The 14,470-nt window shown below is 70.5% G+C and carries 17 protein-coding genes; 15 read left to right on the plus strand and 2 right to left on the minus strand.

Annotated elements, in window-relative coordinates; translation table 11 throughout:
- Positions 1-189 precede the first annotated feature (189 nt).
- The 3 genes from ACGFZQ_RS08525 (at position 190) to ACGFZQ_RS08535 (ending at position 2,607) form a co-directional block, all read left to right on the plus strand.
- Entirely contained in the window at positions 190-384 is a 195-nt protein-coding gene (locus ACGFZQ_RS08525; protein ID WP_089098958.1) for a hypothetical protein, read from the plus strand.
- A 227-nt stretch (positions 385-611) separates the two neighbouring features.
- Entirely contained in the window at positions 612-1,922 is a 1,311-nt protein-coding gene (locus tag ACGFZQ_RS08530) for a type I restriction endonuclease (RefSeq protein ID WP_393839693.1), read from the plus strand.
- An 85-nt stretch (positions 1,923-2,007) separates the two neighbouring features.
- The gene (locus tag ACGFZQ_RS08535) at positions 2,008-2,607 is read left to right on the plus strand and encodes an N-6 DNA methylase (RefSeq protein WP_393839694.1); all 600 of its coding nucleotides are present in this window, start codon (positions 2,008-2,010) and stop codon (positions 2,605-2,607) included.
- Between the two features lie 7 nt (positions 2,608-2,614).
- Here ACGFZQ_RS08535 and ACGFZQ_RS08540 read toward each other — a convergent pair whose 3' ends face one another.
- Both ACGFZQ_RS08540 and ACGFZQ_RS08545 read right to left on the minus strand, forming a co-directional pair.
- On the minus strand, positions 2,615-2,827 hold the full coding sequence (locus ACGFZQ_RS08540; protein ID WP_393839695.1) for a DUF397 domain-containing protein: 213 nt from the start codon (positions 2,825-2,827) through the stop codon (positions 2,615-2,617).
- Positions 2,824-3,699 carry a helix-turn-helix domain-containing protein gene (locus ACGFZQ_RS08545; protein ID WP_393839696.1) on the minus strand — a complete coding sequence of 292 codons (876 nt, stop codon included), beginning with the start codon at positions 3,697-3,699 and terminating at the stop codon, positions 2,824-2,826. Before ACGFZQ_RS08545 ends, ACGFZQ_RS08540 begins: the two co-directional genes overlap by 4 nt.
- 155 nt (positions 3,700-3,854) lie before the next feature.
- Here ACGFZQ_RS08545 and ACGFZQ_RS08550 point away from each other — a divergent pair, with 155 nt between their 5' ends.
- The 12 genes from ACGFZQ_RS08550 (at position 3,855) to ACGFZQ_RS08605 (ending at position 14,460) form a co-directional block, all read left to right on the plus strand.
- Positions 3,855-4,277 carry an ATP-binding protein gene (locus tag ACGFZQ_RS08550; protein WP_393839697.1) on the plus strand — a complete coding sequence of 141 codons (423 nt, stop codon included), beginning with the start codon at positions 3,855-3,857 and terminating at the stop codon, positions 4,275-4,277.
- A 352-nt stretch (positions 4,278-4,629) separates the two neighbouring features.
- Positions 4,630-5,526 (plus strand): helix-turn-helix domain-containing protein, encoded by an 897-nt coding sequence (locus ACGFZQ_RS08555; protein ID WP_393839698.1) that lies wholly within the window; start codon positions 4,630-4,632, stop codon positions 5,524-5,526.
- Positions 5,527-5,593: 67 nt separating this feature from the next.
- Positions 5,594-5,941, plus strand: a complete 348-nt coding sequence (locus tag ACGFZQ_RS08560; RefSeq protein WP_393839699.1) for a hypothetical protein — start codon at positions 5,594-5,596, stop codon at positions 5,939-5,941.
- A complete protein-coding gene (locus tag ACGFZQ_RS08565; RefSeq protein ID WP_393839700.1) occupies positions 5,938-6,195 on the plus strand; it encodes a hypothetical protein in 258 nt (85 codons plus the stop codon). Before ACGFZQ_RS08560 ends, ACGFZQ_RS08565 begins: the two co-directional genes overlap by 4 nt.
- A 156-nt stretch (positions 6,196-6,351) precedes the next feature.
- Entirely contained in the window at positions 6,352-7,014 is a 663-nt protein-coding gene (locus tag ACGFZQ_RS08570) for a hypothetical protein (protein ID WP_393839701.1), read from the plus strand.
- A gap of 53 nt (positions 7,015-7,067) precedes the next feature.
- Positions 7,068-7,949, plus strand: a complete 882-nt coding sequence (gene mshB, locus ACGFZQ_RS08575; protein ID WP_393839702.1) for an N-acetyl-1-D-myo-inositol-2-amino-2-deoxy-alpha-D-glucopyranoside deacetylase — start codon at positions 7,068-7,070, stop codon at positions 7,947-7,949.
- The gene (locus ACGFZQ_RS08580) at positions 7,946-8,362 is read left to right on the plus strand and encodes a DUF6113 family protein (protein WP_382527861.1); all 417 of its coding nucleotides are present in this window, start codon (positions 7,946-7,948) and stop codon (positions 8,360-8,362) included. The genes mshB and ACGFZQ_RS08580 overlap by 4 nt, the downstream gene beginning before the upstream one ends.
- 155 nt (positions 8,363-8,517) lie before the next feature.
- The gene (locus ACGFZQ_RS08585) at positions 8,518-10,824 is read left to right on the plus strand and encodes a hypothetical protein (protein ID WP_393839703.1); all 2,307 of its coding nucleotides are present in this window, start codon (positions 8,518-8,520) and stop codon (positions 10,822-10,824) included.
- 138 nt (positions 10,825-10,962) lie between these two features.
- Complete coding sequence (locus ACGFZQ_RS08590; RefSeq protein ID WP_393839704.1) at positions 10,963-11,907, plus strand: ABC transporter ATP-binding protein; 945 nt, start codon at positions 10,963-10,965, stop codon at positions 11,905-11,907.
- Positions 11,904-12,644 (plus strand): ABC transporter permease, encoded by a 741-nt coding sequence (locus ACGFZQ_RS08595; RefSeq protein WP_393839705.1) that lies wholly within the window; start codon positions 11,904-11,906, stop codon positions 12,642-12,644. Before ACGFZQ_RS08590 ends, ACGFZQ_RS08595 begins: the two co-directional genes overlap by 4 nt.
- Positions 12,641-13,849 (plus strand): sensor histidine kinase, encoded by a 1,209-nt coding sequence (locus ACGFZQ_RS08600; RefSeq protein ID WP_393839706.1) that lies wholly within the window; start codon positions 12,641-12,643, stop codon positions 13,847-13,849. Before ACGFZQ_RS08595 ends, ACGFZQ_RS08600 begins: the two co-directional genes overlap by 4 nt.
- Entirely contained in the window at positions 13,846-14,460 is a 615-nt protein-coding gene (locus ACGFZQ_RS08605; RefSeq protein ID WP_393839707.1) for a response regulator transcription factor, read from the plus strand. The genes ACGFZQ_RS08600 and ACGFZQ_RS08605 overlap by 4 nt, the downstream gene beginning before the upstream one ends.
- The last annotated feature ends 10 nt before the right edge of the window (positions 14,461-14,470 follow it).

Below are 14,470 nucleotides of genomic sequence, written 5' to 3' on the forward strand. Positions count from 1 at the left end.
GCCCCGACCATATTGGCCATGCGCCCCCTTGTGCGGCCGTGCGCCGAGCGATGCGCGAGCACGCATAGTTATGATCACTACCGCTGCGTGGGTATGAACCTGCTGGCTTGCGCATGGATTTGCTGTACCGATCTACAACCCCCATACCCGAACCCCCCGCGTCCCTGGGATCTTTGGAGGTGAGCCGCCGTGGCACTCTCGATTTCGGCGGTGGTGCTGCTGGCGATCATCGTCTTCTTGCTGATCAAGAAGTCGGGTCTGAAGGGCGGGCATGCGGTCGTCTGCATGCTGCTCGGTTTCTATCTGGCATCCTCGACCATCGCGCCGACGATCAGCGATCTGACGACCAACGTCGCCAGCATGATCGGCAGCATCAAGTTCTGACCCGCGGTACGGGTGTGTCTCCGGCGCACACGGGCGACCGGAGACTGCCCTTGCGCCGTTGTCCCCGTTCCGCTGCTTCCCGCTGTCCTCCTCCGTAAGCTTGACCGTCCTGGGACAAGCGAAGGCTGAGGCGGGGGCGCGTGGACGGGCAGGGCATGGACGGGCGGAACGGAAACGCTGACGACCGGCTTCGGCAGGTGGCGAAGGCGTCACCCAACTTCGGTCGCTTGTTCGGCTATCAGCCGCTCCTGGCCATCTACGGCTCGCAGGCGGAACTGACGGTCTTCACCAACCCGAACGCCGCCTATGTGAGCGCCGGACAGTTCGGTGAGGTGCTCGCGGAGGAGTTCGTCACCCGCACCGGCACGCGCGTCCAGGGCACGACCCAGTTCGACCGCCTCAACGCGCTCACCCGGGCGGGCGTGCTCGTCGGCTGGAGCCGCGAGGCGTTCGACAAGCTGCGCCGGGGCCGCAACGACGCCGCGCACAACCACCTCTTCGACACGATGAAGGCGCTCGAAGCACTGAAGCTGTGCTGGCAGCTCGGTGATCTCTTCGACCGCGCGATGGGTGGCAAGCGGACCGTCGCGGCCTTCGTCCCGCCGACGCTTCCGGTGGACGTGCAGTCTGCCGACCCCGAGGAGATCGCGGAACTCCAGGAGACGCTGGAAGGCCACCGTCGCGCGCTGGCGGAGTCACGCGTCAAGCTGTCCGAGACCAGTGACCGCCTTGAGGCGGAGCGTCGCGCCCGCGCCGAGGCGGAAGAACTCATCGCCAGCGCACAGCGGGCGAAGTCGGCGTACGCCGCCCAGATCGAGGAACTCAGGGCTCAAGTCACCGAACTGCGTGCGGCCCACCAGCAGCGGTACGACAGGGAGCGCGTCCAGCCCCGCAGGATCGCCTCCTCGGCCCGCGACGCGATCGTGGAGCGCGCGCAGAGGCCCGCGCCACTCAACGAGGTGCAGGCCCGCAAGAAGATCGACGCGATGCTGACGAAGGCGGGTTGGCTGATCCAGAGCAAGGCGGACACCAACCCGCTCGCGGGCAGGGGCGTGGCCGTCGAGGAGTTCACCCTCGCCACGGGGCGTGCCGACTACGTCCTCTACGTCGACGGGAAGATCGTCGGAGTCATCGAGGCCAAACGCGAGGGCACACCGCTCGCCGGCGCGCTCGCCCAGAACGAGCGCTACGCGGCCGGCGTGCTCAGAGAACATGCGATGGCGGTCTGGCGCCGCGACGAGCCCTTCGCGTTCCGCTACGTCAGCACGGGCGCCGAGACGTACTTCCTCAACCGGGCCGACCCCGACGCCCGATCCCGCGAGGTCTTCACCTTCCACCGCCCCGAGACCATCGCCGCTTGGATGAAGCGGGCCGACGAGGAACCGGACGCCCCCACCTTCCGCGCGGCCCTCCGCACGAGCATGCCGCTCCTGGAGACGCACGGCCTGCGCATGGCCCAGGTGGACGCCATCACGGGCCTGGAGGGCTCGCTGGCGGTCGACCGGCCACACATCATGTCGCTGACGGCTGACGGCTGACGGCTGACGGCTGACGGCTGACGGCTGACGGCTGACGGCTGACGGCTGACGGCTGACGGCTGACGGCTGACGGCTGTTGGCGGTCGTGCGGCCGTCGTCCTTCCCGACAACGTCCTCTTCGAACGTCCTTCCCGACAACGTCCTCTTCGAGGGTGGCGCCGGCGAGAAGGTACGACGCAAGCTGCTCGACGAGTTCGACCTTCACACCATCCTGCGGCTGCCCACCGGCATCTTCTACGCCGGCGGCGTCAAGGCCAACGTCCTCTTCTTCGACAAGAAGCCCCCGCGCGCTGACGGCAAGCCCCACACCACCGAGACGTGGGTCTACGACTTCCGGACCGGCCAGCACTTCACGCTCAAGCAGCGACCGCTGACCCGAGCCCACCTCGACGACTTCGTGACCGCCTATCGGCCCGGTGAGCCCCGCTCCTCCCGTGTTGAGTCCGAGGACGACAACGGGCCCTTCAAGAAGTTCAGTTACGAGGAACTGGTCGCCCGCGACAAGATCAACCTCGACATCACGTGGATGAAGGATCCCGCCCTCGACGATGCCGACAGCGGTCTGCCGCCCGAGGTCATCGCCGAGGAGATCGTCCGCGACCTCCAGGCTGCGCTGAACGAATTCACGGCCATCGCCCGTTCCCTGGGCGGCGAGGTGGACGTACCGGAGGCCGAGGTCGAGTAGCCGACCTTCAGCCTTCGGACGCGTACGGCACGAAGTCGGCCCAGGCCTTGGGGGAGAGCGCGAGGCGGGCGCTGGCTTCGGCGTGCTTCGAGTCACGGACGTGGATGGTGGTGGGGGTGGTTGCTATTTCGACGCAGTCATTCGGGTTGCTGCTGTCGCTGTAGCTGCTCTTGAACCACATCAGCTCGGACGCGTCCCCGGCAGTGCCCTTGCGGATCATGTTTCTCCAACCAGTTGCTCGATGAAGGTCGCTGACTCCCGTGCAGTCAGAGCCTCCGCCCGGATGATGCCATAGCGGAGTTCGAGGATCCGGAGTTGCCTCAGGTCGGAGACTGGACGCCCGTTGAACTCGTCGTCCATGCGCCCAACCGCCGTGCCATCCCCGAACTTCAGAACCTGGATGCGCCCTGCGGTCCCAGGGTGCTCCCAGCGGTCCATCGGCATCACCTGAATTTCGACGTTCCGCAACTGGGCTACCTGGAGCAGGTGTTCGAGCTGCTGGCGCCACACCATCTTGCCCCCGACCGGGCGCCTCAGCGTCGCCTCTTCCAGGACGAAGCTGAGTTCGGGGGCCGGTGAGCGATCGTAGATCGACTTCCGGGCTATGCGCGCCGCCACTGCCTGCTCCAGCTGGTCTTCTGGAGGCACAGGTCGCCGTGTCCTCAGCAAAGCCCACGCGTATTCCTCCGTCTGAAGGAGACCATGCAGGTTGTGGTTGCCGTACGAGAGCAGCTCTACGGCTGTCGCCTCCATCTTCGCCAGATCCCGCACCTTCTTCGGATACCGGACCCGCGCCACATCCTCCTTCATCGCGGCGATCAGCCCATCCGCCCCCAGCACCTCGTCCGCCCTGTCCAGATACTCGGGCCGGGGGATCCGCTTCCCGCCCTCGATCTTGTACACCAAGTCCTCGCCGTACCCCACCGCCTCCCCGAACTCGGCGGCCCGCATTCCCACGGCCTCTCGGCGCAGCTTCAACTGCCGCCCCACGGTTGCCACGACCGCCACTCCCCAGTCGTCGTCCGGATCCACCTCCCAACCCGGTTCGTCTGCCTCGGTCTTGAGTCGTCCCGGCTCTGCATCCACCGACATTCCGCACCCCTCCGTCGTACGACCGTGCCCCGACGACGCCCTGCCCGTGCGCCCTCCCCGACAGCGCCGACACCACTGGACAGCTCCCGGACAGTCACCGTACGCAACGGCAGCGTCACTGTTCACGGTAGGCGTGCGCGGCCACGCTGAGTGACGTGATTCAGGAAATCTCCACCCCCGAGGCCCACCCCGCCACCCCAGTCCGCAACTTCAGCGTGCTGCTCTCATCGACACCCCGTGGCGCCCGCCTGGCCCGGCTGCTGGCCAGCGAACAACTTCGTTCCTGGGGACTTCCCTTGGACCCAGCGGCGCACCTCGTGGGCGAACTCGCGGCCAACGCGGCGAGCCACGGTCGCGTACCCGGGCGCGATTTCCGGCTCACCCTCTACGTCGTCGGCGACACCCTCCGTATCGAGGTCACCGACACACGTGGCGACCGGATTCCGCACGCCCAGCAGCCGGAGCCCGACGCGGAATCCGGTCGTGGTCTGCTCCTGGTCGACGCGCTTGCCGATCGCTGGGGTGTCGCTCTGGGCCCGTCCCCGCGCAAGGCCGTTTGGGCGGAAGTGAAGGTCTGACCGCGGCCGCAGGACGTGCCTGACACGCCGTCCTGTGTGGTCGAATCCAGTGATTGCAGGGGGTCGGATTCCTCCAGCGCGTCACCACCGGAACCCGCAGTCCCGTGTTCCGGTGACAGGGGCGCTCTCTTTTCCAAGAACCACGACGGCGAAAAAGGACCCTGCCAAGCCCACCCCTCCCGCCCGCGGCGCACTCTCACCCGGGCGGGTGAACATCGCCGACTCGGCTGGATTCGCGGCCCCTTGCCTGCCCTACGCTCGGCGCAACACAACCGCAGACATGCGACGGCCCCCGCCGGGACGGCAATCCCAGTGCGAGGGCCTGACCACCGAGGAAGACAAGGACTTCCCGATGGATACGCAGCACCCTAGCGCGCCCCCGCGCGCCCAGTCCCGGCTTGCCGCCGACAACCACCCGAACCGGCGGCCCCACTCCTGTGGTGGGCTCATTCACGAGAACACCCGCCACACCGACCGCTTCACGGTGATCGGCAACCACCTCACCCAGCACCCGGACCTGTCCCTGCTCGCGATCGGACTGGGCTGTCACATCCAGTCGCTGCCCAAGGGCGCCCAAGTCGACATCAAGTCCCTCACCGCCCGATTCCAGGAGGGCGCGACCCGGATCGCCGCAGCGCTGCGCGAGCTGGAGGCCCACGGGTACCTGCGCCGCGAGCGCGAACGCGTGCCCGGCGGCCGTATCGTCACCCGGACGATCTCCTGCAACCGGCCGACGGCCCCACGCGGGGAGACCCGGTCCGAAGCCTGCCCGCCCCCACAGCCGTCTGCGGCGGCGCCGACAGCGAAGTCACCTCGGCCGAAGGCACCCCGCAAACCTCTCGACGCCGTACCGCAGCCCTCGCACCCCCATCCCAAGCTCATCCAGGCGGCCACCGACCTCCTCGCCGCGCTCCGCCGCGACGACCCGCGCCTGCTTCTCTCCGCCTGCGACACCGCCCATCTCGCTCCCGGCGTGGCCGCCTGGCTGGAGCGGGACGTCAGTGCCGTCGCCGTACGGCACGCGCTCACCGTGGATCTGCCGCCCGAGGGGCAACTGCGTCGGCCGGCGGCCCTGCTCGCCCATCGGCTCGCCGTCCAGCTGCCGCCTCCGCCGCCGTTCCGGGCTCCGGCCCAGCCGCCGAGCATCCCGGCTCCGCTCCGGAACTGCGACGGCTGCGACCGCGCCTTCCGCTCCCCGACCCCAGGACGCTGCCATGACTGCCGCACTCCCGTGGCCGCCGCCGCGTGATACCGCTCTGCCCGGTTCCCCGGACCCGGCCCGGATACTCTGGCCAGGGCACCCTCTGGAGGACACTATGGGCATTCAGGCCGACCACGGAAACGAGCTGATCCCCCGGCCCGAGCTGACACCGGATGCCCTCCGTGCAGCCCTCGCCGTCGTTGCTCCGGGGCGCCTTGACGAGATGCAGGCCATGAAGGACGAGGCCTTTGCCAAAGCGGTCGAATGGCGGTCTCTCAGCCCGGTGCAGAGTTGGGTTCTGATCTGGGCCAAGGAGATCGAGATTGCCCGCAGACCGGACCTGTCAGCCCGCTACGCCCAGGCGGAGAAGGATCTGGAGCATGAGGATCCGACCATCGCGCACGAAGCCCTTCGCGAGCTGAGCGCGGTCCTCGAAGAGGCGCTGAAGGCAGTACGCGAGTGAGCTGGAAATGGGAGTACGCCTTTGGGGCAGAAGAGGTCGCCCGCACCGTTCCGGCGGACTTTCTGGCCGCTGTTTCACGCCGGGCCGACGAACTGGTCAGGGCGGCTGAAGCCCTTCATGTCCATGGCCGGGCCTACGAGGGGATCGACCCGAAGGGCGGCGAAATCATCGTCTCCGGCGGTTGGTTCAGGTATCAGGTCGTCGTGCGTAGCGAGCGTGTCTACGTGGTCCTGATCACCTATCTGGGCTTCTGAGGGACCTGGGCTGATCCGAAGGGTGGGATCCGGAAGCAGAGGGGGTAGAACAGGCCACGTTCAGCGGGGCAGGCGAGGCTCGGCTTGACGGACCCCGGTGCGGCTCCGGGATCGTGATCGCGGAGTTCGTGACGGAGAGTCGTACGGGGGTTACCCATGGCCGTTCCCAGACCGCAGACGCGCCAGTTCGAGGCGTTCATGACGAACCTGTCGTACGCCCGGCGCATGGTCGAGGCGGGCCGGATGCTGACGCCGTTCAATTCGCCGACGATCGACATCGACGACTTCTACCGTGCGGCCTGGGTACAGGCGGTCGCCGCCATCGATCACTGGCTGCACGAGGAGGTGCTGCGCAGGGTCGCCGAGCTGGCGGCCAAGGACAGTCCTGACATGCCGCACCAACTGCGCGTGTACGAGCTGCCACTGCACAGGGTCGAGGCGGTACGAAAAGGTGCTGTCACCCTTCCCGACGCCGTTGTCGAGCATCTCCGGGACAAGCTCGCGGCTCAGTCTCTCCAGCACCCAGGGAAAATCTCCGAAGTCCTCAAACTGGTCACGGAAAAGAAGGTCTGGTTCCTGTCCGCCGGATGGATCAACAAGACCTTCTTCCAGGGGCGTACCTCGCTCAACGAGAAGACGCTTCGCAGTCGCTATCTGGAGATCACGCAACGGCGCAACAAGATCGCGCACGATGCCGACCTGATCGACGGTGACCTGAAGCAGCGGCGCCCCATCGACGAGGCGGCCGTGAACGACGCCATCGACTGGATCGAACGCATCGCGCTGGCCATCGCCCATGTGCTCGACGAAGAAGGGTGACGGCCGGGCGGGGAGGCGGTACGGCTGTCAGCGGCGTTTCGTAGGGTGGGCACATGACGGAACCGCCCGCCCGGCCGCTGCCCGCCCGGCGCCTGCTGCTCGTGCACGCGCACCCGGACGACGAGTCGATCAACAACGGCGCCACCATGGCCCGCTACGCGGACCAGGGCGCCCATGTGACGCTGGTCACCTGCACCCTCGGCGAGGGCGGCGAGGTCATCCCGCCCGAGCTGCGGCATCTGACCGGTCCCGCGCTGGGCGAGTACCGGTGGGGCGAGCTGGCCGCGGCCATGCGCGAGCTGGGCGTGGGCGACTTCCGGCTGCTCGGCGGCCCCGGCCGCTACCGGGACTCCGGCATGATGGGCACCCCGGACAACGACGACCCGCACTGCTTCTGGCAGGCCGACGTCGACGAGGCCGCCGGACACCTGGTCGAGGTGATCCTGGAGATCCGCCCCCAGGTCCTGGTCACCTACGACGACAACGGCGGGTACGGCCACCCGGACCACATCCAGGCCCACCGAGTCGCCGTGCGAGCCGTGGAGCTGGCCGCCGAGGCCGGCCACCGCGTCGCCAAGGTCTACTGGAACCGCGTCCCGCGCACGGTCGCCGAGGCCGCCTTCGCCCGGCTCCGGGACGAGCTGCCGGGGCTGCCGTTCGCCAAGGCCGCCGCCGTCGACGACGTACCGGGCGTGGTCGACGACCGCCGGATCACCACCGAGATCGACGGCACCGCCTACGCCACCGCGAAGACCGCCGCGATGGCCGCCCATGCCACCCAGGTCGAGGTGGCACCGCACGGCGTCCCCTGCTTCGCGCTGAGCAATGAGCTGGCGCAGCCCGTATTCATCACCGAGTACTACGAGTTGGCGGTCGGCGAGCCGGGCGCGGCGCGCGAGACCGATCTCTTCGCCGGTATCAGGGAGGCGTCATGAGCTCCGCAGGACGTGGCTCGATGCTCGCGCAACCGTTGCAAAGGCCCCCCGCCGGGCGGATCGCCGCCCTGTTCGGGCTGGTCGTGCTCGGCGCCCTGGTCGGCCTCGCCGGGGCCCTCGTCCAGGCCGCCTGGTTTCCCGGCGGGCTGCTGCTCGCCCTGGCCGGTGCCGCCGGGGTCTTCCTCGGCGGGGCGCGGGCGCTGGGCAGCCGGTCCGGGGCCGCGGCGCCCGCGTTCGGCTGGGTCGTCGCCGTCATCCTGCTCACCGCCAGCAGACCCGAGGGTGACTTCCTGTTCGGCGCGGGAGGCGGTTCCTACCTCTTCCTGCTCGGCGGCATGGCGCTGGCTGTGATCTGCGCCACTATAGGTTTGGGGCGGCAACCCGACACGGACGGCGCCCGACTTGGCAAGTGACGTACCACTTCGCCGTGGGGCGCGCGTGCGAGTCCGGTGTGGGTTTCCCCAGCGGTCATGGGATAAGCGCCAGAAGTGGCCAGTATGGTGGTGCGCGCCGCCGAGCCGCCCGAGCAAGGTCGAACGGGCGGCGGAGCCAACCGGGAGAACCTGCCTTGAGTCGTGAAACTGACACTCCTTCCTCCGGGCCCGACGGGCACGGGGGAGCCGCATACCCCTCGGGCACACCGCCGTACGGGACCCCCATGGCTTCCGACGACGGCAAGGGCGCGGGCCGTTCGGCCGCGCAGCCGGAGGAACGCAAGACCGAGACCACGCTGACGACCCGGATCCGGATCAACATCCCCGGATCCCGGCCGATTCCGCCGGTGGTCGTCCGAACCCCCGTCACGGACGCCGACAGCGGCTCCGGCGAGGAGACGGGCACGCACGCGCGGCCGACGGGCGCCACCATGTCCACCGGCACCGTCGAGCCGCCCGCCGAGACCGCGCCCGGGCCTGCCACCGGCGAGAAGTCCAGCGACTGGTTCGCGCCGCGCAAGTCCGGCCCTGCCAAGGGCGGTCAGCGCGGCGGCGCCACCAACGGCGCGGGGACGCCCGGCGCTTCGCCCGCCGCGGCGCCGAACGGCCCGGCCGCGCAGGGCACCCCCGGTGCCCCGCGCCCGAACGGCGGCCGCCCCGGCGGTGTCGTCGGCTCCATGAGCGTGCCCGGCACGTCCCGGCCCGGCGCGACCAACGGCGCGGGGCTGCCCACGGGCGCGACCGGCGGCCCGGTCGCTCCCGGGCACGGCGGCGGCACCGGCTCCTTCGACGTGACCGAGGCGCTCGCCGCGGGCCCGCTCGGCGGCCCCCGGGGCGGCGGCAGGGGCCCCGGCGAGCCCCGCCGCGACGAACTGCCGTACTTCACCGAGAACGGCGGCCAGAACGGCGCCCAGCCCGGTCCCGGCGCGCCCGGCGGCGGCCCGGCCGGTCCCGGCGGCCCCAGCGGCTTCAACGGCCCCGGCCTGCCCGGCGGCCCCGGCGGCCCGCAGGGCCCGGCGGGCCCCACCGGCGGTCCGGTCACCGGCAACGGCCCGTTCATCCCGCCGGTCAACGGCGGTGAGTCCTTCGGCGCGCCGGGCGGCCCCGCCGGCCACGGTGGCGGTCCGGGCGGACCCGGCGCCGGCCGCGGTGCCGGTCCGGGCAGCCCCGCCGGCCGTCACGCTCAGGCCGGACCCGGCGCGCGCACCGCCCCCGCCGGCCTCGGCCCCGGCGGCGGCCTGAGCGACGACACCGCGATCCTCACCCCGCAGAAGCCCGCCCCCGAACCGGGCACGCCCGGCTACGGCTCCCCGGCGGACAACGTCTCCGGACACACCGTCACCAGCGGCATCCCGGTCGTACCGCCGGGCGCGAACTCCCCGTTCGCGCCGGGCGCGCCCGGCGACGGCCCGCTGCCGCACACGCCCCCGAAGCTGCCCGAACCGGTCTCGCCGCCCCTGGCCGAGTCCAAGAGCAAGGGCAAGGCCAAGGCGAAGAAGAAGCGCGGCAAGCTGCCGCTCCTCGTCGGTGTCGTGGTGGTCGCCGGCCTCGGTGTCTACGGCGCCGGGCTCCTGATGAACCACTCCGACGTGCCCAAGGGCACCACGGTGCTCGGCGTCGACATCGGCGGCGGCACCCGCGACGACGCCGTCAAGAAGCTCGACGACGCGTTCGGCACGCGGGTGAACAAGCCGCTGAAGCTGTCGGTCGACGGCAAGGCCGTCTCGCTGCCGCCGGACCAGGCGGGCCTGCAGTTCGACATGCAGTCCACGGTCGAGGAGGCCGCCAAGAGCGACTACAACCCGGTCTCCGTGATCGGGGCCCTGTTCGGCCAGAAGCGGGTCGTCGAGCCCGCCATGCCGGTCGACGAGGAGAAGCTCCAGGCCGCCCTCAAGGGCCTCGGCAGCGGCTCCGGCTCGGCCACCGAGGGCACGATCAAGTTCACCTCGGGCAAGGCCGTCGCGGTCTACGGCAAGGCGGGCAAGGGCATCGACGCGGCCGCCTCCACGAAGGCGGTCGAGCAGGCGTACGAGTCGATGGTGGAGACGGGCGCGGCCTCCGCGGTCGCCGTACCGACGACCACCGTGCAGCCGACGGTCTCCAACGCGGAGGTCGACCGCGAGATGAAGGACTTCGCGGAGCCGGCGATGTCGAAGAACGTCATCGTGCAGACGGACGCGGTGCACAGCATCCCGTTCGGCGCCCTGTCGCTGCCGAAGATCCTCGGCTTCAAGGCCGTGGACGGCAAGCTGGTCGAGACGTACGACCTCGACGCCCTCAAGAAGGCGTACGGCGCCACCTTCGACGGCGTGCTGATCACCCGGGGCACCGGCCAGAAGACGGCCGTCACCCCGCAGGACGTCGCCTCCGCGCTGCGCAAGGCGCTGGTCGGCAAGACCACGGCCGAGCGCGTCGGGGTCATCGACACCAACCCGAGCTGACGTCACTCCGAGAGGGGGCGCCCGGTACTCACCGGGCGCCCCCTCTGGCGTGTCACGCCCTGCGGATGACATCTGTCATACGGCACTCCGGACGGCCGGCACTGCCCCCGCACCAGGGCCGGCCGCGAGCATGGACGCATGACAACGACAGCGGCGACCACCGCCACCGGCACCCCGGTGGTGGTCGGGTTCGACCAGGTGAGCAAGACCTACGGGAAGGTGCGGGCCGTCCACGGGCTCTCGCTGCGGCTGCACCCGGGGGAGACCGTGGCCCTGCTCGGGCCCAACGGCGCGGGCAAGTCGACCACGCTCGATCTGCTGCTCGGCCTCAAGCAGGCCGACACCGGCTCGGTGAGCGTCTTCGGCATGAGCCCGCGCGAGGCCATCGTCGCCGGCCGGGTGGGCGCGATGCTGCAGAGCGGCGGCCTGATGGACGAGGTCACCGTGCGCGAGCTGGTCAAGCTCGCCTGCGATCTGCACCCGAGGCCCTACAAGGTCAGCGACGTCCTCGCCCGCGCGGGCATCTCGGGGATCGCCGACCGCAAGGTCAACAAGCTCTCCGGCGGCCAGTCCCAGCGCGTCCGCTTCGCGCTCGCGACCGCCGGTGACAGCGATCTGATCGTCCTGGACGAGCCGACCACCGGCATGGACGTCTCCGCCCGCCAGGCCTTCTGGGCCACCATGCGGGAACAGGCCGACGAGGGGCGGACGGTCCTGTTCGCCACGCACTACCTCGAAGAGGCCGACGCCATCGCCGACCGGGTGCTGGTGCTGCACCGCGGGCGGCTGCTGGCCGACGGCACCGCCGCCGAGATCAAGGCGAAGGCGGGCGCCCGGCGGATCTCCTTCGACCTGGAGGGCGAGATCGACGAGGCCCCGCTGCGCGCGCTGCCGTTCCTCACGGGTGCCGATACCTCCGGCCAGACGATCCGCATGCAGTCGTCCGACGCCGACGCCACCGTCCACGCCCTCTACGGCCTGGGCGTCTACCCCCGCAACCTCGAAGTCGCCGGGCTCGGCCTGGAGCAGGCGTTCGTCGCCATCACGGAGGCCGAAGAGGCCAAGGAGGCCACGCAGCCATGAGCGCCCTGATCAAGCTGGAGCTCGCCCGGGCCCTGCGCAACCGCAAGTTCCTGTTCTTCTCGGTGATCTACCCGTCGATCATCTTCCTGCTGGTCGCCAGCCAGGGCGACACCACCCAGACCGTCGACGACTCGGGGCTCTCCCTGGCCGCCTACGTCATGGTCTCCATGGCTTCCTTCGGCGCCCTCACCGCCGTCCTGATGGGCAACAGCGAGCGCATCGCCAGGGAGCGCGAGAGCGGCTGGGTACGGCAGCTGCGGCTGACCACCCTGCCCGGGCGCGGCTACGTCCTCGCCAAGACCGCCAGCGCCGCCGTGGTGAGCCTGCCGTCCATCGTGGTCGTCTTCCTGATCGCGGCGGCCGTGAAGCACGTACGCCTCGACGCCTGGCAGTGGTTCGCCCTCACCGGCGCGATCTGGGCCGGCAGCCTGGTCTTCGCCGCGCTCGGCGTCGCCATCGGGTATCTGGCGAGTGGCGACGCGGTCCGCCCGATCACGATGATCACCTACTTCGGCCTGTCGATCCTCGGCGGCCTGTGGTGGCCGTCCTCGTCCTTCCCGACCTGGCTCCAGGACATCGCGAAGTGGCTGCCCACGCACGCGTACGCTGCACTGGGGAGGGCCATCGAACAGAGCCAGGCCCCGCGGGCCCAGGACATCGCCATCCTCGTCGTCTTCTTCGCCCTGTTCGCGGGCGGCGCGGCCGGGCTGTACCGGAAGGACACGCTGAAGGCGTGAGCACCATGAGGGAAGACCTGCGGCCCGAGGACGAAGCCCGGGCGGACCGGCTGGTACGGATCGGCCAGCCGCCCCGCAGCCGGGGCGAGGCGATCCGCAAGATGGTGTGGGTCCTGCCGTGGCTGGTCTTCCTCGCCTCCCCGGCGGACGACCTGGCCTCCGGCCACCACACCACCGCGGTCACGGTGACCGGCTGGGCGGGCCTGACGGCGTTCGTCGGGATCTACCTGTCCATCGTCTTCCGCTCCATGGGCCGGCCCTTCCGCGGCTGGATCGTCACCATCGCGATCGCCGTGGAGTGGACGCTCGCGGTCACCCTGGCCTTCACCCTAGGCGGCTCCTGGTTCGGCCTGTTCGTGTACGTCTCCGTGATGTGCGGAGTGACCTTCCCGCTGCGGGTCGCCTACTGGACGATCCCGCTGACCACCGCCGCCATGATGCTGGCGGGCTGGTACGTCCACGACATGGACGAGGCCTGGGGTCTGTTCCTGGTGGTGCTGCTGGTCGGCTTCTCCATGACCGGCGTACGGCAACTCGTCGCCACCACCGTCGAGTTGCGCAAGGCCCGCGCCACCGTCGCCCAACTCGCCGCCAACGAGGAGCGGTTGCGCCTCGCCCGCGATCTGCACGACCTACTGGGTCATTCGCTCTCCCTGATCACCCTGAAGAGCGAGCTGGCCGGCCGGATGCTCCCCGACCACCCCGACAAGGCGGCCCAGCAGGTCTCCGACATCGAACAGGTCAGCCGCCAGGCCCTGGTGGACGTCCGCGAGGCGGTCACCGGCTACCGGCGGCCCCGGCTCGCCGCCGAACTGGCCGGCGCCCAGGTCGCCCTGACCGCCGCCGCGGTCACCGCCGAGGTCCCGGCCGAGCCGGACCTCGCCGGCGTACCCGAGGACGGCGAGGCGGCGCTCGCCTGGGCGCTGCGCGAGGCGATCACCAACGTCGTACGGCACAGCGGCGCGAGCGCCTGCACGGTCGAGGTGTTGCGCCGTCAGACCCTGGACGGCCCGGTCCTCGAACTCGCCGTCGAGGACAACGGCTCGGGCGGCTCCGGCAAGGGTCCCGGCAACGGCCTCACCGGTCTCACCGAGCGGCTGGAGAAGGCCGGAGGCACGCTGGAGGCGGGGCGCCTGAAGCGCGGTTTCCGGCTGGTCGCCCGGGTCCCGCTCGGCGCCGGCGGGGCCGTAGGATCCGGGGCATGAGCAGCACGATCAAGGTCCTCCTCGCCGAGGACCAGTCGATGGTCCGGGAGGCGCTGGCCGCCCTGCTGGGCCTGGAGGACGACATCGAGGTCGTGGCCCAGGTAGCGCGCGGCGACGAGGTGCTGGCGGCGGCGCGGGCGAACGGCGTCGACGTGGCCCTGCTCGACATCGAGATGCCGGGCTGCACGGGCATCGAGGCGGCGGCCCAGCTGCACAAGGCGCTGCCCGCCGTGAAGCTGGTCGTCCTGACCACCTTCGGGCGGCCCGGCTATCTGCGCAGCGCGATGGAGGCGGGCGCCGACGCGTTCCTGGTCAAGGACGCCCCCGCCGCCCAACTCGCCGAGGCCGTCCGCAAGGTCCTGGCCGGCGAGCGCGTGATCGACCCCACCCTGGCCGCCGCGGCCCTGGCGGAGGGCGCCAACCCCCTCACCGACCGCGAGCGGGAGGTCCTGCGCGCGGCGGCCGACGGCTCCACGAACGCGGAACTGGCGGCCGCGCTGCACCTTTCGCAGGGGACGGTACGGAACTACCTCTCGACGGCCATCCAGAAGCTGGCGGTACGGAACCGGACGGAAGCGGTCCGCATCGCGAGGGAGAAGGGCTGGCTGTAGGGCCCGGCCC

The sequence above is a fragment of the Streptomyces sp. NPDC048254 genome, from assembly GCF_043201895.1.
Lineage (GTDB): Bacteria > Actinomycetota > Actinomycetes > Streptomycetales > Streptomycetaceae > Streptomyces.

Excerpts from the sequence above, each read along its gene's own strand:
- mshB (WP_393839702.1), top strand. The coding sequence starts at position 7,068 with ATGACGGAACCGCCCGCCCGGCCGCTGCCCGCCCGGCGCCTGCTGCTC.
- ACGFZQ_RS08555 (WP_393839698.1), top strand. The coding sequence starts at position 4,630 with ATGGATACGCAGCACCCTAGCGCGCCCCCGCGCGCCCAGTCCCGGCTT.
- ACGFZQ_RS08605 (WP_393839707.1), top strand. The coding sequence starts at position 13,846 with ATGAGCAGCACGATCAAGGTCCTCCTCGCCGAGGACCAGTCGATGGTC.
- ACGFZQ_RS08545 (WP_393839696.1), bottom strand. The coding sequence starts at position 3,699 with ATGTCGGTGGATGCAGAGCCGGGACGACTCAAGACCGAGGCAGACGAA.
- ACGFZQ_RS08570 (WP_393839701.1), top strand. The coding sequence starts at position 6,352 with ATGGCCGTTCCCAGACCGCAGACGCGCCAGTTCGAGGCGTTCATGACG.
- ACGFZQ_RS08580 (WP_382527861.1), top strand. The coding sequence starts at position 7,946 with ATGAGCTCCGCAGGACGTGGCTCGATGCTCGCGCAACCGTTGCAAAGG.
- ACGFZQ_RS08590 (WP_393839704.1), top strand. The coding sequence starts at position 10,963 with ATGACAACGACAGCGGCGACCACCGCCACCGGCACCCCGGTGGTGGTC.
- ACGFZQ_RS08595 (WP_393839705.1), top strand. The coding sequence starts at position 11,904 with ATGAGCGCCCTGATCAAGCTGGAGCTCGCCCGGGCCCTGCGCAACCGC.
- ACGFZQ_RS08540 (WP_393839695.1), bottom strand. The coding sequence starts at position 2,827 with ATGATCCGCAAGGGCACTGCCGGGGACGCGTCCGAGCTGATGTGGTTC.
- ACGFZQ_RS08560 (WP_393839699.1), top strand. The coding sequence starts at position 5,594 with ATGGGCATTCAGGCCGACCACGGAAACGAGCTGATCCCCCGGCCCGAG.